Genomic DNA, 19,641 nt, shown 5'->3' with positions numbered 1-19,641 from the left:
GCGGAAACGAAGTTTCCAGGCGCATTTGTTACGGCAGATGCATCTTGGGATAGCCCGAGCGGGTTCGCGCCATGGAGTGCAGCATGATTTTCAAGAACCTCAGCGTTTACCGCGTGCCGGCGACAATAGACGCGGTCGCTTTGGAAACGCATCTGGACAAACGACCTTTCAAGGCCTGCCAACCCGGTCAGGAATCATCGATGGGGTTTGCCCGAATTTTTGGTACCAACAGCCGGCTGTTCTCGTGCGGGGGCTTCCATTTGGTCTGCCTCAAAAGTGAAGAGCGCAAAGTGCCGCCTGCTGTGATTAAAACCAAACTGAAGAAGGTGATCGAGGCGGAGGAGAGGGTTCTTGGCCGTCGAGTCAATCGTGATGAGCGGCGGGATCTAGATACGCAGGTACGTGCGGATCTCATGCGTTCGGCAGAGGACTTCATCCAAGGTCATGACACTTGGGCTTATCTAGATCCAGATGAACATCTGCTGGTCATCAATACCACCTCGGCCAAGACAGCCAGCAGTCTGGCTGAATTGGTGAAGGGTGGAATCAGCGACAAACTCTTATTCCCCTTGAATCCAAGCCACGATGTTTGCGCTCAGATGACAACATGGTTGAAGGATAAGCAAACGCCTGAGCCATTCAGCGCCGGTGTAAAGTGTGATTTGACCGATGACACCGGCACGCTGAAGTACAACAAGTTGAATCTTGATGATCCCCGCCTGGTCAATTACCTGGCAGAGGGCATGCGTGTGACCTGTTTGGCCCTGGCCATGGGCGACCGCTCTACGTTCACCCTGTCAGAGGATTTTACCCTCAAGAGCTGGGTGTTATCCCCTACGGCACTGGTAGATGTTGATCACGGGGCGGGTGAGCCGCTGGAAGAGCTTGCCGGCGACTTGGTATTTATGGGTACGGAAGTGCGTGAATTGTTGAAGGAATTATTGGCGGCTTTGGGCGGCGAGTCTGCAGTGACTGAAGTTTAAATTAAACGGTTAATCTTAAATAGCCAGCCTTACACCGAGTGTCTGGCATTTTTTTTGATTTAAAGGGTGAACCCGTTTATATTGCCAAAATAACCGGAGGTATGTGTATGGGTAGCTCGAAGAACAATGAGGAACTTGATTTCCCCGTTGTTGAAGAAGCCAAGATCAGTATGGCGCTTGCCGAAGCAGAGATGAATAAAGCTGACATTCATTTCTTCAGCCTTCATGGTCTGCATGATAAGCCTGGCCCGATTTCACAAGCCTTGAGCAAATGGCTCTCGGTCACGCCGAAAGGGCACGATGGTGTCTTTTCGATTGTGACCAAAGAACACCCCATGCTTAACGCCTTCAAAGGGCATAAGCGCAGCACGCTGTATCGCTTGAATGACACGCTCCAGGCCCGTGAATGTCAGGAGATCCTGCTGATTGGCAAGGATCTGTCCGTTTGGGATATTGCAGGGCGCATTGAGATTCAGCGTAAAGATCCTTCTCTCGTCGGCTTGGCGAAGCGCGTGATCACAAAAATGATCAGCATCACCAAGCTGCTAGAACAACAAAAATAAGACGGGAACCCCCATGATCAAGCGGATCGCATTACTTTCTTTGCTTGGCGTTTTAAGTGTGACGGCGCAGGCCGGCATTCTCTCCCATAACACGATCAAGGGAGATTTGGTCGACCTGGCGGTGAACCCGGCTGACGCTAAAGCCGGCGAGCGTCTATCGGCGCGGATGCTGTATTCGACTGAGGCGCCAAAAGAGATTTTTGGGGTCTGGTCGACTTACACCAGGCAGGCTGAATACGGACAACGCTGGGGAGAGGTTGGGCTTAACTTGCTACGTTGGACAGAAATGGGTCGCAAGTATGACTGGAAAAGCGCCACCCAGATCTCGTCCAAATCAACGCTGATCTACCAGCAAGACTCACTGGTTGACCTTGAGCGAGTGCAAGCCAAGACCATCAGTTTCCCAACGGTCAACACGGGTGGCTATGCGGTAGTGGATACCAGTTCCTTCAAGGGCGGTCGCCCGATGACGTCGGATCAGTTGCTGCGCAGTGGCCAGGCCCCCATCGGCCCGGATAACCAGCCCGTGAAGGTGTGCAAGCTGGGGCGCTCCAGTGCTGCGCCTTACCTGGAACTGAGCGAAACCCAACGTCAGCGATTCACTAAGGTAACCGGCCTGAACCTGGATAGTTGCCTCGTTGGACTGGAGTTGTCGTCCTACTGGAAAGCGCGCTATAAGGACTTCATCGACGCCTACCACGACAGAACCCCAAATAATGCACCAGGTAGCTCGTGGTGAGTTCGGGCAAGGGTAGCGCTGCTCAAGCCCTCAGCGCCTTCTACGAAGAAGCTCAGGCCGCCTTGGCGGCATTGGCGACCCGTCACGGTGTGCACCTCCCAGATGGGCATGCAGCTCTTGAGCCCACGGTTTTGCATTGGCGTCTGACAGTGCACGCGACCCCTGCGCATCTTTATTGGGCAGAACTGTGGTTTGCTCAAGCCACGCGACTGGGGCTAGGCATCATTATTGAGCCCAACGACATGATCATTGACCAGGAGGGTCGGATTTGGACGTTGTTGGGCTTAGACCCGACCTCGCCGGCCTACCCGGTGCGCCTGGAGGACGCCGATGGCGTGCAGCACATGGCGTCTATCGAGTCAGCGCAACTGTTTCAGCTGATCAAAAAAGCTGTGGTTGAAGCAGATCTACCTCAGGAAGGATGAGCTTTGGCGGCTCCATACCAATGAAGCCGCAGATGCGGTCGAGGTGATCCTGGCGGTTGAGGTTAAAGACCGGGATCTTTAGAGCGCTGGCGAGCGCAATGGCAATACCAGTGCCCCCGGTAACCCCCATCTGGTACTCATCAATCGTGGTGGCCCCATCCGGCGTCCAGCACACGACCATCTTGACCGGTTTATCGAGGGTCTCTTCCAGGATCTGGAAAACGTTTCGAGTATGAAAGTCGGCCAGATCGATTTCCTGTTGGCTGAGCTTTTGCCTCGCTTTGCCCTCTAGCGTGATGAAGCGAGGGATTTTGCTGTTGGGCTTGAAGTCGTAGACCTTGTTGTCGATGAGGATCTGCCTCGCCCTGGCTAGGGTGTCCTCATTCTGGATGTAAATGCCGTCGGTGTGACCGTTAAACGGACGCTTGGGCAAGAACCCCTTGAACAATCCCTCCTGCATGGCGTCACGACCGGGCATGATCAGGCCCTGCTCAAAATAGGTATCAGCCCCTTTGGCCCGACCACTGTTCATGCCCCAGCCGCGCTCCATGACCATCACGCGGGCAAATTTGCCCATGATGTCGCCGATGGGCATTTGAGGAGTGTTGGGTGTTTTTTGCGAGCCGACCCCGGCGAACGTGCTTCTAGAGCTCATATTCGGACTGCCTTTCGTGTTTTTCAATGGTCGTGAGGATGGTCTTGGCGTGCTGAGTGACCCAGTCTTGCGAGAATCCAGCACCGGCGAGCGCATCGAACGTTAACGGCTCCAGTTTGGCGATCTTCTGGATCTGAGCCTCACTCAAGAGGGTGATCTCATTGATATCCTCCTGGTACGCCACAGATTTGCGCCAGCGTCTGATCATCTTCACGCGGTTATCAATGACCTGCATCGGCAACACCGGGGAGGCTGGCGCCTCTTCTCGATCTGGTTTTTGACCAATCGGAATCTCCAGTCGACCCTCGACCCACTCAATGCCTTTGGCTGTCAATTTACGCTGATCGTCTATAATTTCGTTGTCGGTCAGGTTTTTCACCCAGCGGCGCAGGTCGCCCACCGCGTGCCATGCGAACCGACCAGACACCTGGGTTTCCTCGTCAGTCAATTCACTGACCGGCAAGGTACCAAGCAGGATATGCTCCCACTGCTTGTGGTGCTTGTCTGACACGACGTTCAGGGCATTGGCCAAGGCGATGAGGGTGGTAGGCCGTACGGCCTTTTCCACGGCATTCACTTGGATGATCGAGAGCGCTTCACGCTCGCAGTTATCGCAGTTGCCGCAATGGTAATGAGGCTTGCGCTCATCGAAATAGCGCATGATCTGCCAGCGCCGGCACAGGTTGGTCTCGCACCAGCTGCACATTGCGTTGTACTTGAGCCAGTTGTGGCGCTTTACATCGTCTACCCAGATGTATTCTGCATCTTCCTGCCAATTGTCGAGGGCATACAAACCGTCACGCTCTTCGATCTCACCCTGATTGGTCAGCAGGGTGATGGTGGCCAGAACATCGTTGCGGGTAATTTCCATCACACGCACGCCCATCTCTGGCAGGGCGGCGTTCAACACCGCGAGCTGCTGGGTGCAGTTCATGGCGATTTGTCGGGAGTCGAGGTGGCATGGCCCGTTTTTAAGCAGGCGCCCGATCATTTCCTTGACCGGCTCAACCCTGTAACTCTCAGGGCTGGCCTGGCCAATGAAGAAACGGTGAATATTCTTATCGGCATCGTGGTAGAAGAGAATAGCCTTGGCAGGGAGACCATCGCGCCCGGCCCGGCCTGCTTCCTGATACCAGGCTTCCAGCGACCCAGGCATCTGAGCATGAATGACCAGGCGTACATCGGCCTTGTCCACACCCATACCAAAAGCGCTCGTGGCGATCAGGCACTGGATGTTGCCCTTGATAAACTGCTCCTGGATCTCGTTCTTTTCTTCGGTTTCCAGTCGCCCGTGGTAGCGGTTGACATCAACCCCGGCGCCTTTTAGGCGCTCATACAAGCGCTCGACCTCTTTGACGGTGACGCAGTAGATAATGCAGCAATCACCTTTATGCTCTTCCAGCGTCTGAAGAATCTCGACAGTTCGATCAGACTTTTTGGCCATGATCACCGCGTAACTTAGGTTCTCGCGGTCAAAATCCTGAACATGCACTTCCGGTGCTCGTAACTTCAACATCGTGACGATGTCTTGTTGCGCACGGGAGTTGGCTGTAGCGGTTAGGGCGATCCGTTGGACTCTCCGACGAAGATGCACTTCGAGGGTGTCAAGGTATTCGCCGATTCGAGCATATGACGGCCTGAAGTTATGGCCCCATTGGGAGGCGCAGTGGGCTTCGTCGATGGCAATCATGTTCAATGGTGACCGCACCAGGGCTTGCAGGAAGGCCTGATCCTGGAAGCGCTCTGGGGATACGTAGAACAGGGCGTAACCGCCTCGGGCCAAGGTCGCGTAGCGCTGTTGCACTTCATCGAGGGCGAGACCCGAGTTCACGTAGGCGGCTGCCACACCCTTGCCAACCAGCGCATCGACCTGATCTTTCATCAGAGAGATGAGCGGGCTGATGACCAATGTCGTTCCGCCGCGATAAATAGCAGGCGCTTGGTAAGTGAGACTTTTGCCACCGGAAGTTTTTAAGATGGCCAAAGTGTCATGTTTATTCATGACTGACTGAACGATGGGCTTTTGCAAATCCCGGAAGTCATCAAAGCCAAATGTCGACTTTAGAACGTCACGCATGAGGCTGATGTCGAAATCCATTTTTATTTCCATGTTGACCGAATTGGCAATTCATTATATAAATTCCAAAGCGCTAAGTCATCTCCCGGAGCACCCTTTAATGGACGATTCTGCAGTTAAATCTACAGTCCTTTCTCTCGACTCGGCCCGAAATAACTCGGCGGCCAAGGCTGAATTGCTTGGCATGCACCGCAGCATGCAGTTTTTCAGCTGGGATATGCTGGTTTCCAAGGTTTTCAATTACTGTGGAATCGCAGTTTCAGAAGGCTTCCTGGTCAATTACGTGGTTACGCCCTCGCCAACCAGCGTCGCGGGTCAGCTGGGGCACCTGACCATGGAATCCCTGGTCAGCAAGCCTGAATCTGAATACGGTCTTGGCCAGGACTGGGCAGAATTCAAGCAGAAGGCCATTGCATTGGTCTACCGTGGTAAATACGCACTCAGCTCAAGCGCCGACTACCTGGAAATCATCGACCAGGTCGAAGACACCACCAAGATTCTTCAGCGTGCGCCGGGTGACGCCGCAGAATTTCACAGCGCCAAAGAAAAGGCACTGAACGACAACATCATCGAGATGCGTCGTGATCACGAAACCAAAATGACGGACGCTCGTGATCGTCAGCATGAAATGACTCGAAGCCTGGATAAAGTAAAGGCTCAAGTCATCAGCCTCGAAGCCTCGACGCAATCACTCAAGCAAGACAGCGCGGCGCGTATTCAGCAAATCACTCGCGACATGGCTAAACAGGCCGAGCAGCTTGAAAAGGATCACAGTCAGCGCGTGAAAGATGCGTGCCTGGTGATTGAGCAAGAATGCGAACAGAAGATTGCTGCTGAGAAGCTAAAGTTCGAAGGCCTGGTCGCTGCCGCCGTTGCAGAGCGTGAGTCTGCCCAGCAAGCTGTCAACGAATACAAAAATCGTGTGAGCTCCGGCGACCTGGTTGAAGCCTCGGTTCTTGAAGCCCTGAACGGCAAGCTGGAAGAGGCGGTGTCGGCGGAATCGGCAGTACGCGGAAAGTTCATGGAACTGAGCGACGAGCTGACCCAAACGCACAAGCGCCTGGAGCTGATGGGTGATGAAAACACCTTACTCCAGAGTAAAATTGACGGGCTAAACGAGCAGATCAGCCAGCTGGAAATCAGCATGCGTGAACTGGTCGAAGCGCGCTCAGGCTCAACCGAGTTCGCTGTGCTGCATGAGCGACTCGACATGCGCATGCAAGAAATCGTCAAGCTGAAGACTGAGCTTGAGAAAGAGCTGAAGGCGCGTAAAAAAGCTGAAGGCGCTGTAGCTGTTTGGAAAGATCGCTTCCTGCAACTTCGTGCCCAGGGCAACGGCATCATCAAGACGTTGAAACAGCGTAACGTCACGCTGACTGCGCAGTACGCTGCCCAGTTCGCCGGGCTCAAAGCCGAGAACGGCCACTTCAAGATTGCGATGAGTGTCTTGGGTGCACTGACGGCTGTCCTGATCGCCACTCTATGGTTCATGATGCCGGCCTGATGATCAGCTCAACAAAAAAACCGCACAGAAATGTGCGGTTTTTTATGGCCTCAAAGTTGGGGTGGGGTAAGGAGATCCTCCCCACTCATCAACATTATTGGTTTATTGCCAATCCACTGCGAAGCCTCCCGGCTAAACCCGGACAGGGCGACAATGATCACGTCGTCGAACTTGTGCGCGTGCATCACCCCATACATCTCTCGAACGGTGGTCACGCCTACCTTGGCTTTCCAGTGTTTGCACTGCACCAGGGTGGTTTTTCTGCGCTTGCGCAGCAGAAGATCCATGCCGCCATCGGCGCCACCCAGGCCGCACATCTCGACCTCGTAGCCCAAAGCCTTGAAGTGCAGGGCGCAAAACCGCTCAAAGTCCTGCCAACTCATGGTCTTGAGGAAGCTGATGCCGCGCTTTCTGATTTTTTCGAAGGCAATTCTTCGTCTTCGTTTGAGAAACCCGCCAATCGATAAATCCAGTACTAGCAATGCGGGGAATACGCAAAGAGCTACTGTTGTCACATCATAATCGTAAGTCATCACAGGCTCTAAAACGTAATTTCAATATCCTCAGCCCGTACCCGATGTTTCGGCTTTGGAATCTTCGGTGTTTTACCCTGTTCGGCCAGCTTTTGAAAGTCTTCGTAGTCGGAGACTGCGCAAATCTGCTCCGCGATGAGGAAGGGCAGGTGCGTGAGACGTACCTGGCGTTTCTCAATGATCCGCTGGAGGGTGTCCTTTTTCCCGATCACGCAGACCTGGGTCTTTCCACGTGTGATGGCAGTGAAGATGGATTGGCGATCCAATCTGAACTCGTGTTCATCGGGCACGCTGATCAACACGCACTGGTATTCCGAGCCCTGGCTTTTGTGCACCGACATCGCCCCTGCGTGGGTAAGGTAGGGGTGATTATCAAAGGGTAGGGCAATGACCCGACCTTCGATCTCTAGGTGCACCGCTTTTTTCACTTCATCGAAAGCCATAATCTTCCCGACCTCGCCGTTCTGGATGTCCAGATCGTAACGATTGCGCAGCTGCATGACCCGGTCACCCACATGGTAGGTTTGGTTTCCGAGGTTTCGGCAAGGCGTGTTTACATCCTGCGAGGCAGGATTGAGCAATGGTTTCAGGGTTTCGTTCAGCCGGTTGACACCCGCTTCACCTTTGAACATCGCCGCCAGAACCTGGATGTCATCCAGTTGGATACCGTAGGTGCTGGGCATCACCTCTCGGACGAGCCGCATAATCTTCTGGTTGATCTCCTCCGGGGTCTCCGCAGAGATAAAGTGCAAGTCTCCTTCAACCCCGGCGAAATGGGGCATTTTCCCATCTTTGATGGCGTACGAGCCCTTGACGATATCGCTCTTGAGCGCCGCACGGTGCGGCTCAGTCAGTTCAGCCGTGGCGACGTACCGAGACTCGATAATGTCATTGAGCACGGCGCCGGTATCAACCGATCCCAATTGGTCTCTATCGCCGCCAAAGATTACTCGCCCGCGCTTTCCTGTCTGCTTGAGGGCAGAGGCGAGGAGAAACACGTCCATCAGCGAGGCTTCATCGAGAATCAGCGTGTCATATTCATTAAAGCCGGCCAACATAGGGCTGCTGCCTGGTGTCATGCCCATTAACCGGTGCAAGGTGTATGCCTCCTCCCCGGTGACTTCGGACATTCGTCGTGCAGCCTTGCCAGTGGGCGCGGCCAAAAAGATACGCCCATTTGGATTGAGGCGACGAACTTCCCGTATCAGGGACTTTGTGACCGTTGACTTGCCGGTACCTGGCCCACCTGTCAGTACGGAAGTATTGGCGCTGAAAACCGTTTGGATGCCGACCCTCTGCTCAGTGGTCAGGTTGATTGTACGCCCATCGGGCAATGCTTCAGGCTGGAATTCCTTGATCCAGATAGAGGTGTCTTTGTTCTCGTTGCGCTGGGCCAATCCTTCGGCCAAGGCGATGTCGTTGGCGAGCATGCGCCCCATGGACACTGTCTGTACGCCACGCAATAGACGAACCTGCGCCGCGCCGCTTTTGACCATGCCTTCAATGGCGTATTCGATATTCGCCTTGGTCACTCGAAGAGCTTCACTTGCCGCATTGATGGCCTTGTCGAGCAACATCGCGCTTTCACCAGTTTTTTGCATCTGGGTGTCCAGATACCCGGCAATCATCGAGGGGAGATCAGTCTTGCAGCGCTCATACACTCCCATCGCCTCGAAATAGCGATGTTGGGCCATTTTTGACAGGTTTTTCTGCACCGTGAGCAGCAGAAATGGATCGAGGCACGCAGAGGGCTCAATCTGAGCATTGAACACGTCCAAGGCGCGCTCCGCTTCATCCATCGGCATTTCGTGCCTGAGCAAGAACTTGAGTTCGTTCCAGTGCCCTCGGAGCGTGGCCACTTCATTCTTCAGCCGCAGCATGCTGTGGTCATTGAGTTTTAGAAGCTGAGCGACCGTGTCTGGATGATGTGCGAGCATCATGAAGGCCTGCTCACCATGGGCTTTGTACCAACGGCGTAAGTTGTAATCGCCGACAAACCGCAGGCGCCAAGATTTGAAGGCCTCTTCTACGATTCGTTGTTTACCCCATTCAGCGTGGGGAAGGACTGATTTCAACTTTATGGCATGACTGCCCGTATTCGAAGGGGAATCTTCAAATACGCATAAATAGGATGCACCAGTTTCGAGCTCAATGTCGCTGGAAGTTTTGACGGAAACCAACTGCCTGGACGCACCGGGGCTGTACCAAGAAAAACCAGCCAACTCGGTGGCGACAACCGGGGCCAAAGATTCCATGAGGACTTCCTCAGGACTTACTCTTTGGATATACCTGAAAGAGTGTTCATAGTCCATGTTCGCACAAAGTGGTAGTGCGCTACATTCAATAAATGACACCCCTCCTTTGCCATGGCTATTACGCACAGATTATCTCCGATATAATTCGCTTATTCTTAAACTATACATACAAAGAAGTGGAGCGGTCATGCTGAAGAAGCTATTTCCCGTCGTTTTTTTGTGGGTGTGTACCAGCGTGCTGGCATCCCCTCGAGATATATCGATCTTGGGGTCAGTCGTTCCGTTTGATAAACCCATGGATGTAGCTGTCACGGTGATACAAAAAGCCCAGCTTAACCTGGTGTATTGGGCGATACCCCTCGAGAATGATACTGCGGGACAGGCCCAGGCCAGAGAGTATTTGGCCAAAATAGGCACCAGCAATGCCATGGTCGACCCGTTCGCTTTCCAGTTTCGCTTCGCCGGCATTGAAAGCGCGGCGATGGAGGGTACCGACCTCTCGCATGATGACTTTCAGGGTGAAGTCGATCAGGCTATTAAGTCGACGGTTGTGGGTAAGCGGGTGCTTCTCAAATGCACTGGTTATTTCAGTAGCCATGTGGTGCTGGCCTGCAATGCGTATGACCGCGATGGGATTTCCCTAAGTGAGTCGCTGGTTAGGCAGGGTGTAGCAACGCCAAATTCGCTCTTGGCCACAGACTCTGATGAGGAGCGAGCCCTGCTGGATGCGGCGATGGAGGAGGCCAAAACAGCACAAGTCGGTGTCTGGAAACCGTTTCACAACATGTTCCGGGGTCTGAATTAACATTGAGCGATCAGTTGATCTTGACGCCAACAATGATGATATATTGTCAATCAGACATTTTTTGGTCACGGCACCTTGTGACCAGCCAAGATTTGCAAAATTAGAAACCGGGGCTGTGTTAGCAGCCTCCCCACACAGGGTTACACATGATTACCGTTATCAAACGCAATGGCTTGTCCAGCGAGTTCGAAGAGCACAAAATCAAAAACGCCATCCTCAAGGCCTTCGTTGAAGTGGAAGGCCCTCAGGCTCGCTCGTCCCTGCGCGTCGCCGATGTGATCAACGAAATCGTAAAGCAGGTTGTCGAGCAATGCCGCAACCGCGACGCGGTGACGGTAGAAGACATTCAAGACATGGTCGAGCGCGGCCTGGGCTTGAGCGGTGAGCAGAAGGTTACCCGCGCCTACGTTCTGTACCGTGCCGAGCACGCCAGGCTGCGTGGCGATCAGGAAAAATTGCCAAAAATCACCTACAAGGACGATGAAGACGTTCGCCATCCGCTGACGCTGACGCTGCTGGTCAGCTACCTCCGCGATTGCTGCAAGGGTCTCAAGGATGTTTCGCCAGACGCCATTGCCAAGGCCACCATCCGTAACGCCTTCGATGGTCTTACCTGGCCGGAAGTGGTGCAAGTTGTGGTCATGACCTGCGCAACACTGATTGAAACCGAACCTGCTTATGCTTACGTTGCCGCTGGCGTTCTGCAGAAGCAACACAAGGTCACCTCGCGCAAACACCTCAAAGTTTCGACCAAAGCTAACTACGGTACCGACCTGATCAGGGCGCTGGAGCACGGTGTCGCGATTGGCCAGCTGAACCCTATCCTGATCGATGGCCGTTTTGACCTCAAAGCACTCGGCGATGCGCTGGTTGAAGAGCGTGATCTGAAACTTGATCTGCTGAGCGCTCAGACCCTGTTTGACCGTTATTTCCAGCACGACGGCGGTGTTCGTTACGAGCGCATGCAAGTCTTCCTGATGCGCGTGGCCATGGGCCTGGCAGTTGAGGAAAAAGAGCCGACTCGTCGGGCGATTGAGTTCTACGACACGCTGTCGTCGTTCGACTACATGTCCTCGACCCCGACTCTGTTCAACGCCGGCACCCTGCGTCCACAGCTGTCGAGCTGCTACCTGACCACCGTTCCGGACGACCTGTCGGGCATCTACCATGCCATCCACGACAACGCCATGCTGTCCAAATTCGCCGGTGGTCTGGGTAACGACTGGACGCCGGTGCGTGCCATGGGCGCCTACATCAAAGGCACCAACGGCAAATCCCAGGGCGTCGTACCCTTCCTGAAAGTGGTGAACGATACCGCCGTGGCCGTTAACCAGGGTGGCAAGCGCAAAGGCGCTGTGTGCGCGTACCTGGAAACCTGGCACATGGACATCGAGGAGTTCCTCGAACTCCGTAAAAACACCGGTGATGATCGTCGTCGCACCCACGACATGAACACCGCCAACTGGATCCCTGACCTGTTCATGAAGCGCGTCTTCGATGACGGCAAGTGGACGCTGTTCTCGCCGTCCGAAGTTCCGGATCTGCACGACCTGACCGGCAAGGCCTTCGAAGAGCGCTACGAGCACTATGAAGCGCTGACCGAAACGAAAGGCGCCATCAAGCTGTTCAAAACGATTCAGGCCAAAGACCTGTGGCGCAAGATGTTGTCCATGCTGTTTGAAACCGGCCACCCATGGCTGACCTTCAAAGACCCGTGCAACCTGCGCAGCCCGCAGCAGCACGTCGGCGTGGTTCACAGCTCTAACCTGTGCACCGAGATCACCTTGAACACAAACAAGGACGAGATCGCCGTTTGCAACCTGGGCTCGATCAACCTGCCGAACCACATCGTCGACGGTAAACTCGACCTGGTGAAGCTGCAGAAGACGATCAACGTCGCCATTCGCATGCTCGACAACGTGATCGACATCAACTACTACGCTGTGCCTCAGGCTGAAAACTCCAACCTCAAGCATCGTCCAATCGGTCTAGGCCTCATGGGCTTCCAGGACGCGCTGTACAAAATGCACACCCCGTATGCATCCGACGCGGCGGTAGCCTTTGCTGACACTTCGATGGAAGCCATCAGCTACTTTGCTATCCAGGCATCCTGCGACCTGGCTGACGAGCGCGGCGCGTACGAGACTTTCCCTGGCTCCCTGTGGTCGAAAGGCATCCTGCCGTTGGATTCGCAGGAGATCCTGATCGAGCAACGCGGCGAGAAGTACATCTCGGTCGACAAGAGCGAAACCCTGGACTGGGCGCCAGTACGTGCTCGCGTGCAGAAGGGTATCCGTAACTCCAACATCATGGCCATCGCACCGACGGCGACCATCGCCAACATCACCGGCGTATCGCAGTCCATCGAGCCGACTTACCAGAACCTGTTCGTGAAAGCGAACCTGTCGGGCGACTTCACGCTGATCAACACCTACCTCGTCAACGACCTGAAGGCCTTGAACCTGTGGGACGAGGTGATGATCAACGATCTGAAATACCACGATGGTTCGGTGGAACAGATCGAGCGCATCCCACAACACCTGAAAGACCTGTACCAGACCGCGTTCCAGGTAGAACCTCGCTGGCTCATCGACGCTGCGAGCCGTCGCCAAAAGTGGATCGACCAGGCTCAATCGTTGAACCTGTACATCGACGGCGCCAACGGCAGCAAGCTGGACAAAACCTACCGCATGGCCTGGTACCGTGGTCTGAAAACCACGTACTACCTCCGTGCCCTGGCCGCAACCAGCACCGAGAAGTCGACCATCAACACCGGCAAGCTGAACGCCGTCAAAACCGTGTGATGGCATTTAACGCTAAATGATAGCCCCGCCCTTGTGGCGGGGCTTTTTCATGGTTGATAATGAAATATCAAAGAATAAGCGAGTATTGTCAGTGATCACTGCCCTAAAGCCTATTGTCGAGTTGCAACCTGTCGGCGACCGTCCGATACACGACAACCCCGTGCTGGACAGGGTGCTGCGCAATCGTGGCGTTCAGTCGATGGACGAAATGTCCTATTCGCTTAGCAAATTGCTCGATCCATTCCTGATGATGGGTATGCAGCAGGCGGCTGAGGCCTTTGAACGGCACTTGCGGCGCCAGAGCCGCGTGGTCGTCATTGGTGACTTTGACTGCGACGGTGCCACCTCCACGGCCATCGCGGTAGAAGGCCTGCGCCTGCTGGGTTTCAAGGATGTTAGATTTCAGATCCCGGATCGTCGGATTCATGGTTATGGGCTGACGCCAGGGATTGTGAAACTCGCAGGGGAGCTGGAACCCGACTTGATTGTCACCGTGGACAGCGGCATTTCCAACGTCGACGGCGGACTTGCGGTAAAAGCATTGCCGCATCCCTGCGAGCTGATCATTACCGACCACCACCTGGCGGGTACTTATGGCTTGCCAGAGGCCGTCGCCATCGTCAACCCGAACCAACCTAACTGCCCATTCCCGAGCAAGCATCTGGCTGGCTGCGGCGTGATCTTTTACACCATGCTGGCGCTGCGCTCGCACTTGCGCAAGGTGGGGTATTTTGAAGAAGTCGGGGTCAAGGAGCCAAACCTGATTGGCCTGATCGACCTGGTGGCAGTTGGTACCGTGGCAGACGTGGTGAAGCTCGATCAAAACAATCGCAACTTGATCAAGGCTGGCGTGGAACGAATTCGTGTTGGCAAGACCCGAGAGGGCATTCTGGCGCTTATTACGGTCGCCAGGCGCGAACACACCCGTATCACGGCGCAAGATTTTGGTTTTATGCTGGGCCCGCGTATCAACGCCGCAGGCCGCCTCGAGGACATGACCTTGGGGGTCAATTGCCTGCTGTCCACCGACAAGGAAGAGGCCAAGCTGCTGGCCGGGCGCCTGGAAGAGCTGAACCTGGCCCGTCGGGATATTGAAGCCGATCACGTGGTCGACGCCAATGCGCTTATTGAAAAGTTCAATCTGTGGATCAAACACGGCGTCGTTCTGCATGACAGGACATGGCATCCCGGTGTTGTGGGGATTGTGGCCTCACGGGTGAAGGACAAGTTGAACAGGCCCGTGATCTGCATGACAGATACCGACGCGCTGACCGAGGCTCGTGAGGCTTTGGAGGCGCTGAAAATGGCTGGCGCCTCGGCAGAAGAAATTGCAGCGGCCCAGGATGTGGTCGATAACTGTGACGTCAAAGGTAGTGCGCGCTCTCATCCATTAGTGCACTTGAAACACCTGCTCGACAAGATCAACGCGCAGTATCCAGGCCTGCTGTCCAAGTTTGGTGGCCACGCCATGGCAGCGGGCCTCTCGTTGAAATCCAAGAACCTGCCGCAATTCATGGAAGTGTTTGACCACATGGTGAGCTTGGAGCTTAGCCATGACCAAATGATTGGCAGCATCGACGTCGACTTGATGAACATTGATAGCAAGCTGCTCACGATGGATTTGGCCAAGGCCATCCAGAACATGGGCCCGTGGGGGCAACTGTTCCCAGAGCCGGTGTTTCATGCAAAGTTTAAAGTCGAATCGTGGAAGGCGACTAAAGACGGTAAGCACATCCAACTCTCTTTGTCCGTGGAAGGTCGTCCAGAGCTCAAGTTCAAAGCGATCTCATTTGGCACCATGGTTGAAGGGAAACCGCCGTTTATCGACTCGTTTGATGGCGCCTTCACCATGGATATCAACGTATGGCAGGGGAACGAGAGCGTTCAGTTGATGATCCGCAATATTCAGGATCCTAAACTGATCCAGCAGCTCGAGAGAGATGCGAGCCAGCCGGCCAGTCCAAAATCTGAAGAACAACCTGCTATAGAGACAACCCCTGTAGCGGTATCTCAGCCGGCTAATAAGACTCGGGCTTTACCCAGCACGTCCGCACCCGTCACAGTGGAAGAAATCACGGACAGAACCGATCCGTCGAACCCGCAGTGCACCAAGCTGGATGGCCTTTCCCGGCTTCAGCCTGCAGCCAACGGGCCGGGCAAGTCAGCGGCAGAGCTTCGCGCCAACCTGCAATCGGTTGTCCAACAAATTAAATCCAGATCGGTAAAACCCCAGACGACTGAGATCGACGACGGTGCCGCTCCTTTTTGAGGAAATACCCATGAGTCTCATACTGACCCTGAGTGGAATGAGTACCTGCGGCAAGTCGACCTTAGCCGCTGAGTTGTCCAAGACCGACGCGTTCGACGAGGCGGTCAGCGTAACCACGCGCCCGATGCGAGCGGGGGAGGTCGACGGCAAGGATTATCACTTTGTCAGCCAGGCGAAGTTTGATGAGTACGTGCGCGATGGCGTTCTCATTGAGCACGTGCGGTCGCACCACGCCTGTTACGGCGTTCCTCACTTCGAGGTCGAGCGCATCCGTGGCAATGGCCAGTCGGTGATCATGGTGTTGGAGCCGGAAGGGGTGTCTTCGATCAACCGCCTGGCGCTCAAGGCCGACGACAACCTGATTACCGCGTTCATCCACACGAACCCGGACAAGTTGATGGAGCGTTTCTTCGACCGCATCGAAAATCAGGTGGTGAACGGCAAACCGCTGGATACTATGGCCGAAGCCAAACGCCTGCATACCATGCTGACGGTCGAACGCACCTGGGTGGGGTGCTGGGACTGGGATCTCACCCTGATGAACCTGCACCTCGAAAATCGCCTGGAAGAGCAGGTAGAAGCGTTTGTCTCGATGCACGAGCGTGGTGTCAGCGTTAAGCCAATAGCTCGTGAGCTGAAGCGCACGGTGAAGCCTGAATCCCACTCGTTGGAGAAGCTGGCGGATATGATTAGAATTCAGTGCTACGATCCTGTTGGCTACAGGGAGTTCTACAAGACCCTGATGGAGCCGATGATGGCTGCACAGCGTAAAATCCGTTATCACGATGGTGTCCCAAGTCCTGAATTTTGACAATTAGTGGCAAGTAACATATAAAAACCCGCCCATTTGAATGGCGGGTTTTTTATGTGCCATATATCTAAGGCATTAAATAGCTATAAGTGTTAAGTCGTAGGACTTCGGTTGTGGACGGTTTCGAATTCATTTATATTCTCTGTATTGACAACATAACGAGAATAATAAATGTCAGCCCAGACGGTAATCTATGCCGGCGTTGATGGCGGCCATCGTGAAGTTAAACTCACCCTGTCCACTGGACTGAGGATCATGAGCTCTTCCAGCGCGATGAGCGGGTTGAGTCAGCGCATCTCTCTGAACGGCGGAAAAAGCCGAGTCTTTTCTTACAATACTGATGATGGCCCATTTACCCTGGGTGACATCGAAAACGCTGAAGACACGGCGTACGATGAATACCCGTACAGTGCTCAGAACCGAGCCATCGTCACGCACGCATTGCGTATGGCCGGCTTGGACAGCAGTCACCAACTGGTCACGGCCTCGGGACTGCCGCTTAAGCGCTTTTATGTGAGCAACAAGCCAAACGTCGCTCTAATCAAGCAGAAGAAAGCCAACCTGCTGCGCAACGACGTCACAGGCCTGGACGGTTACGCTCCGCCGACGATCATCAAGCATGAAGTGATGGCCGAGGCCGTGGCAGGCTGGGTGAACTACGTTGTTCAGCGAGATGCGGCCAACAAGTTGTATATCGACAGTGAGCGCGTTAAACAACGCACTGCCATTGTCGACATTGGCGGGCGTACCCTGGACATTGCCGTCGTGAAGGACTGGGATATCGACTTCAGTCGTTCAACCACGGACAACATGGGCATGATCACCATCATCAATGGCATTAAAGATCGATTGTTCGATTTTTTCGGCGGCATCGAGCCGACGGATGAGCAAGTTGATCAGGCCTTGAAAGAAGGCACTGTATTGCACTTCGGAAAAGTCATGAATGTGAGTGACCTTGTCGAAAGCGCCGTACAGGCGGTGGTCAACTCGCTGCGATCAACGATCAAGTCAAAGCTGAAGAATGCACACGACATCCACACGATTCGTTTCATCGGTGGCACGAGCAAGTTCCTGGAGCGTCACATCAAAGGCTGGTTTGAAAATCAGCAGATGAGTGACAACCCGGCCTTTGAGAACTCTGATGGCATGTGCAAACACGCCGAACTCGTGGCGAGTCTGAAGTAATGCGCCATCGCCGCTCAATCAGCCTTTACGATGAGGAGCAAGCTCATCGCGATCTGCTGATATACCTGGAAGGGATTTCTGGTCAGCCCCGGCAGAATCAGGCCCTGCTGCAAATGTGCCTGATCGGTTTTCGTGTCATGGCTTTCCAGGAAAGCGGAGAACAAGCTTACCTGTCGGTGCGCAACCCGGACTTGCTTCAGTTTGGGGGAAAACAACGCAAGCCCATCGTTCGCCTGCCTACAGGCCAAGGAGCGCCTGTGAGGACGTACCCGCCACGCACGGATATGGAGCCGACGGTTGCTCCGGACGCGCCCGAGCAGCGCCAGGTAGCGCCTGAGGTCGTTCATGCGCCCGTCCATGACGATCTTGCCGCCATTGAGTCTCATGCGGCGGATAGCCTTGTGGTGAGCCTTGAGAAAACCTCAGTGCCTATTGCTGAGCCAAGCTCATCGGCGCAAACCGCGCCACCCGTGATTGAAAGCGCGGATGAACCCGCTTTTGAATACGAAGAATACGACACGTTGAAACTGCTGCAGCAATTAGGAGGGGAATAGCCATGGCGCAAAAGGGTGGAGGTCAGCCAGATACAGGCGGCACCGAAACGTGGGGCATCATCATTCTGATCATGTTCTGCCTGCTCTATTTCGCGGCCACCCAATTGTTTTGGGTATACGCCACTGGCTGGAAGTGGTTGCGCGTGGTCGAGGTGGGTATGTTTGCCTACCTGGTTCCTGACTTTCTCCAACAGTTCATGAATAACAGCTTCAATGCCGGCCTGGCGTTTCTGCTGGCCAGCGATCCGAAAGATCTCACGGTATCGATCACCAGTCAGTTCGATGACATGTACCTGTTCTGGGGCCGCTGGATCCCTGCCGGGATCTTGATGCTCTGGGGATTTCGCATCATGGACAGAGCGTTGGATGTCGATATTAAGTACGACATGGAAACGCTCTTGGCCAAAATGTTGCCCGCTTTTCCACACAACAAGGAATTCGTTGGCATTCACCCAGAAGAGACGCCACTGGACTTCTACCCGGACGACCCGGATAGCTATTCGTATTCGATGGCCATGGGCGAGCGTCAGTTCTCTCAGTGCGTACCTCCGGTCGGGTTGATGAAGGCCGCAGAGCGGGACAAGTCCCTGTTACGGCCTATCTGGGACGGCGGCAAGAAATTCGACGATGAACTGGCTCGCAAGAGCTTTGAAACCCAGATAGGGCCTATGTACCAGGGTTATAACCGACTATCCCCGGACGAGAAGAATTTGCTGGATCAGTTCCGCAACAAGATGCTCGTCAAGCAGAAAGAAGTGCTGCCGATCATGCTGGACTACACCCGGCAGATCCACCAGTTCAGGGTGCAGTCAAAGGCATTTGCGTCAGCTGATGCTGCCAAGACACTTGACCCGAAGACATTGCCGAAACCAAAAATCGTGTTTCAGCGCGATTTCTCTTCGCACAAGGCACTTGCCGAGAAGCTGACCGAGTACGTTGACCAGGGCTTAAAGAAAAATGGGCCCAAGTGGACGCCGAAAGAAGTCGACCTGCGCCGAATGATCGGCAGTGCTGACTACAAAACAACCCTGCGCAACATCATGGCCGATGAGCGTGTTTCCAAGCACGCGTATACATCCACCGCGCTGATGAGCTTGCTGGAAGCGGCGAGGGAGGGGGCAACCCTGGCGCCGTCAGGTCTGCGCTGGCTGAAGTCTCGTAACAGGCCGCTGTGGTACGCGATGAACTGTGTCGGCAAGAAGGTTGCCTATCCCGAGGCGGCGGGTACGTTCGCGCATTGGCTGCTTGAGAAAGAGGCCAAGCTGGCGATTCCGCACCCAGAGGTGACCGAGGCGATTGAAGCATTGCGGATCGCATTGAAGCTTAATGCGAGCAAAAGTTCGATCAAGAGCAAGGATGACTGGGCCTGACGGCCTGGTTATCTCTTTGCATTGGGTGTAGCAGCCCGATTAAATAGTGGCCATAAATTGTCAGTCTGTAAGTACCAAAGGGTTTTTCAGTTTTGACTGAATCACCCTG

At 54.4% G+C, this 19,641-nt stretch carries 16 protein-coding genes; 12 read left to right on the top strand and 4 right to left on the bottom strand.

All coding sequences use genetic code 11. The annotated features are described in order from the left end of the window. Nucleotides 1-83: 83 nt before the first annotated feature. The 4 genes from rdgC (at nt 84) to NQL71_RS33130 (ending at nt 2,710) form a co-directional block, all read left to right on the top strand. Nucleotides 84-983 (top strand): recombination-associated protein RdgC, encoded by a 900-nt coding sequence (gene rdgC, locus NQL71_RS33145; protein WP_274643826.1) that lies wholly within the window; start codon nt 84-86, stop codon nt 981-983. Nucleotides 984-1,090: 107 nt separating this feature from the next. Next, the gene (locus tag NQL71_RS33140) at nt 1,091-1,546 is read left to right on the top strand and encodes a hypothetical protein (protein WP_274643825.1); all 456 of its coding nucleotides are present in this window, start codon (nt 1,091-1,093) and stop codon (nt 1,544-1,546) included. Between the two features lie 13 nt (nt 1,547-1,559). Further along, nucleotides 1,560-2,285, top strand: coding sequence for a hypothetical protein (locus NQL71_RS33135; protein ID WP_274643824.1), 726 nt, complete (start codon nt 1,560-1,562; stop codon nt 2,283-2,285). Then, nucleotides 2,282-2,710 (top strand): hypothetical protein, encoded by a 429-nt coding sequence (locus tag NQL71_RS33130; RefSeq protein WP_274643823.1) that lies wholly within the window; start codon nt 2,282-2,284, stop codon nt 2,708-2,710. The genes NQL71_RS33135 and NQL71_RS33130 overlap by 4 nt, the downstream gene beginning before the upstream one ends. Here the strand turns inward: NQL71_RS33130 and NQL71_RS33125 are convergent. Both NQL71_RS33125 and NQL71_RS33120 read right to left on the bottom strand, forming a co-directional pair. Continuing rightward, nucleotides 2,667-3,305, bottom strand: coding sequence for a hypothetical protein (locus tag NQL71_RS33125; RefSeq protein ID WP_274643822.1), 639 nt, complete (start codon nt 3,303-3,305; stop codon nt 2,667-2,669). The two genes, NQL71_RS33130 and NQL71_RS33125, sit on opposite strands and share 44 nt — an antisense overlap. Before the next feature lie 49 nt (nt 3,306-3,354). Beyond that, nucleotides 3,355-5,463 (bottom strand): RecQ family ATP-dependent DNA helicase, encoded by a 2,109-nt coding sequence (locus NQL71_RS33120; protein ID WP_274643821.1) that lies wholly within the window; start codon nt 5,461-5,463, stop codon nt 3,355-3,357. A 79-nt stretch (nt 5,464-5,542) separates the two neighbouring features. Here NQL71_RS33120 and NQL71_RS33115 point away from each other — a divergent pair, with 79 nt between their 5' ends. After that, the gene (locus NQL71_RS33115; RefSeq protein ID WP_274643820.1) at nt 5,543-6,946 is read left to right on the top strand and encodes a coiled-coil domain-containing protein; all 1,404 of its coding nucleotides are present in this window, start codon (nt 5,543-5,545) and stop codon (nt 6,944-6,946) included. Between the two features lie 50 nt (nt 6,947-6,996). Here NQL71_RS33115 and NQL71_RS33110 read toward each other — a convergent pair whose 3' ends face one another. Together NQL71_RS33110 and NQL71_RS33105 are read right to left on the bottom strand one after the other, a co-directional pair. Further along, nucleotides 6,997-7,479 carry a restriction endonuclease gene (locus tag NQL71_RS33110; RefSeq protein ID WP_274645066.1) on the bottom strand — a complete coding sequence of 161 codons (483 nt, stop codon included), beginning with the start codon at nt 7,477-7,479 and terminating at the stop codon, nt 6,997-6,999. 8 nt (nt 7,480-7,487) lie between these two features. Further along, nucleotides 7,488-9,734 (bottom strand): ATP-dependent DNA helicase, encoded by a 2,247-nt coding sequence (locus NQL71_RS33105; RefSeq protein ID WP_274645065.1) that lies wholly within the window; start codon nt 9,732-9,734, stop codon nt 7,488-7,490. Between the two features lie 187 nt (nt 9,735-9,921). Here NQL71_RS33105 and NQL71_RS33100 point away from each other — a divergent pair, with 187 nt between their 5' ends. The 7 genes from NQL71_RS33100 to NQL71_RS33070 all read left to right on the top strand — a co-directional run bounded on the left by NQL71_RS33100 (nt 9,922) and on the right by NQL71_RS33070 (nt 19,532). After that, the gene (locus NQL71_RS33100; protein ID WP_274645064.1) at nt 9,922-10,539 is read left to right on the top strand and encodes a thermonuclease family protein; all 618 of its coding nucleotides are present in this window, start codon (nt 9,922-9,924) and stop codon (nt 10,537-10,539) included. Between the two features lie 146 nt (nt 10,540-10,685). Then, the gene (locus NQL71_RS33095) at nt 10,686-13,343 is read left to right on the top strand and encodes a ribonucleoside-diphosphate reductase subunit alpha (RefSeq protein ID WP_425520711.1); all 2,658 of its coding nucleotides are present in this window, start codon (nt 10,686-10,688) and stop codon (nt 13,341-13,343) included. Nucleotides 13,344-13,392: 49 nt separating this feature from the next. Further along, on the top strand, nt 13,393-15,612 hold the full coding sequence (locus tag NQL71_RS33090) for a single-stranded-DNA-specific exonuclease RecJ (protein WP_274645063.1): 2,220 nt from the start codon (nt 13,393-13,395) through the stop codon (nt 15,610-15,612). 10 nt (nt 15,613-15,622) lie between these two features. Further along, nucleotides 15,623-16,423, top strand: coding sequence for a guanylate kinase (locus NQL71_RS33085; protein ID WP_274645062.1), 801 nt, complete (start codon nt 15,623-15,625; stop codon nt 16,421-16,423). 171 nt (nt 16,424-16,594) lie between these two features. After that, complete coding sequence (parM, locus tag NQL71_RS33080) at nt 16,595-17,608, top strand: ParM/StbA family protein (RefSeq protein WP_274645061.1); 1,014 nt, start codon at nt 16,595-16,597, stop codon at nt 17,606-17,608. Beyond that, nucleotides 17,608-18,162 carry a hypothetical protein gene (locus tag NQL71_RS33075; protein WP_274645060.1) on the top strand — a complete coding sequence of 185 codons (555 nt, stop codon included), beginning with the start codon at nt 17,608-17,610 and terminating at the stop codon, nt 18,160-18,162. Before parM ends, NQL71_RS33075 begins: the two co-directional genes overlap by 1 nt. Nucleotides 18,163-18,164: 2 nt before the next feature. Further along, nucleotides 18,165-19,532, top strand: a complete 1,368-nt coding sequence (locus NQL71_RS33070; RefSeq protein ID WP_274645059.1) for a secretion/conjugation apparatus DotM-related subunit — start codon at nt 18,165-18,167, stop codon at nt 19,530-19,532. The last annotated feature ends 109 nt before the right edge of the window (nt 19,533-19,641 follow it).

The sequence above is a fragment of the Pseudomonas serbica genome (assembly GCF_028823535.1).
Lineage (GTDB): Bacteria > Pseudomonadota > Gammaproteobacteria > Pseudomonadales > Pseudomonadaceae > Aquipseudomonas > Aquipseudomonas serbica.
Note: the sequence above shows the minus strand (reverse complement) of the source record. Positions and strands in the feature narration are given on the sequence as shown.

What these genes read in the sequence shown, in the direction of transcription:
- NQL71_RS33125 (WP_274643822.1), bottom strand. Translation starts at nt 3,305, where the DNA reads ATGCCCATCGGCGACATCATGGGCAAATTTGCCCGCGTGATGGTCATG.
- NQL71_RS33070 (WP_274645059.1), top strand. Translation starts at nt 18,165, where the DNA reads ATGGCGCAAAAGGGTGGAGGTCAGCCAGATACAGGCGGCACCGAAACG.
- parM (WP_274645061.1), top strand. Translation starts at nt 16,595, where the DNA reads ATGTCAGCCCAGACGGTAATCTATGCCGGCGTTGATGGCGGCCATCGT.
- NQL71_RS33085 (WP_274645062.1), top strand. Translation starts at nt 15,623, where the DNA reads ATGAGTCTCATACTGACCCTGAGTGGAATGAGTACCTGCGGCAAGTCG.
- NQL71_RS33095 (WP_425520711.1), top strand. Translation starts at nt 10,686, where the DNA reads ATGATTACCGTTATCAAACGCAATGGCTTGTCCAGCGAGTTCGAAGAG.
- NQL71_RS33120 (WP_274643821.1), bottom strand. Translation starts at nt 5,463, where the DNA reads ATGGATTTCGACATCAGCCTCATGCGTGACGTTCTAAAGTCGACATTT.
- NQL71_RS33075 (WP_274645060.1), top strand. Translation starts at nt 17,608, where the DNA reads ATGCGCCATCGCCGCTCAATCAGCCTTTACGATGAGGAGCAAGCTCAT.
- NQL71_RS33105 (WP_274645065.1), bottom strand. Translation starts at nt 9,734, where the DNA reads ATGGAATCTTTGGCCCCGGTTGTCGCCACCGAGTTGGCTGGTTTTTCT.
- NQL71_RS33100 (WP_274645064.1), top strand. Translation starts at nt 9,922, where the DNA reads ATGCTGAAGAAGCTATTTCCCGTCGTTTTTTTGTGGGTGTGTACCAGC.
- NQL71_RS33090 (WP_274645063.1), top strand. Translation starts at nt 13,393, where the DNA reads ATGGTTGATAATGAAATATCAAAGAATAAGCGAGTATTGTCAGTGATC.
- NQL71_RS33140 (WP_274643825.1), top strand. Translation starts at nt 1,091, where the DNA reads ATGGGTAGCTCGAAGAACAATGAGGAACTTGATTTCCCCGTTGTTGAA.
- NQL71_RS33135 (WP_274643824.1), top strand. Translation starts at nt 1,560, where the DNA reads ATGATCAAGCGGATCGCATTACTTTCTTTGCTTGGCGTTTTAAGTGTG.
- NQL71_RS33110 (WP_274645066.1), bottom strand. Translation starts at nt 7,479, where the DNA reads ATGACTTACGATTATGATGTGACAACAGTAGCTCTTTGCGTATTCCCC.
- NQL71_RS33115 (WP_274643820.1), top strand. Translation starts at nt 5,543, where the DNA reads ATGGACGATTCTGCAGTTAAATCTACAGTCCTTTCTCTCGACTCGGCC.
- rdgC (WP_274643826.1), top strand. Translation starts at nt 84, where the DNA reads ATGATTTTCAAGAACCTCAGCGTTTACCGCGTGCCGGCGACAATAGAC.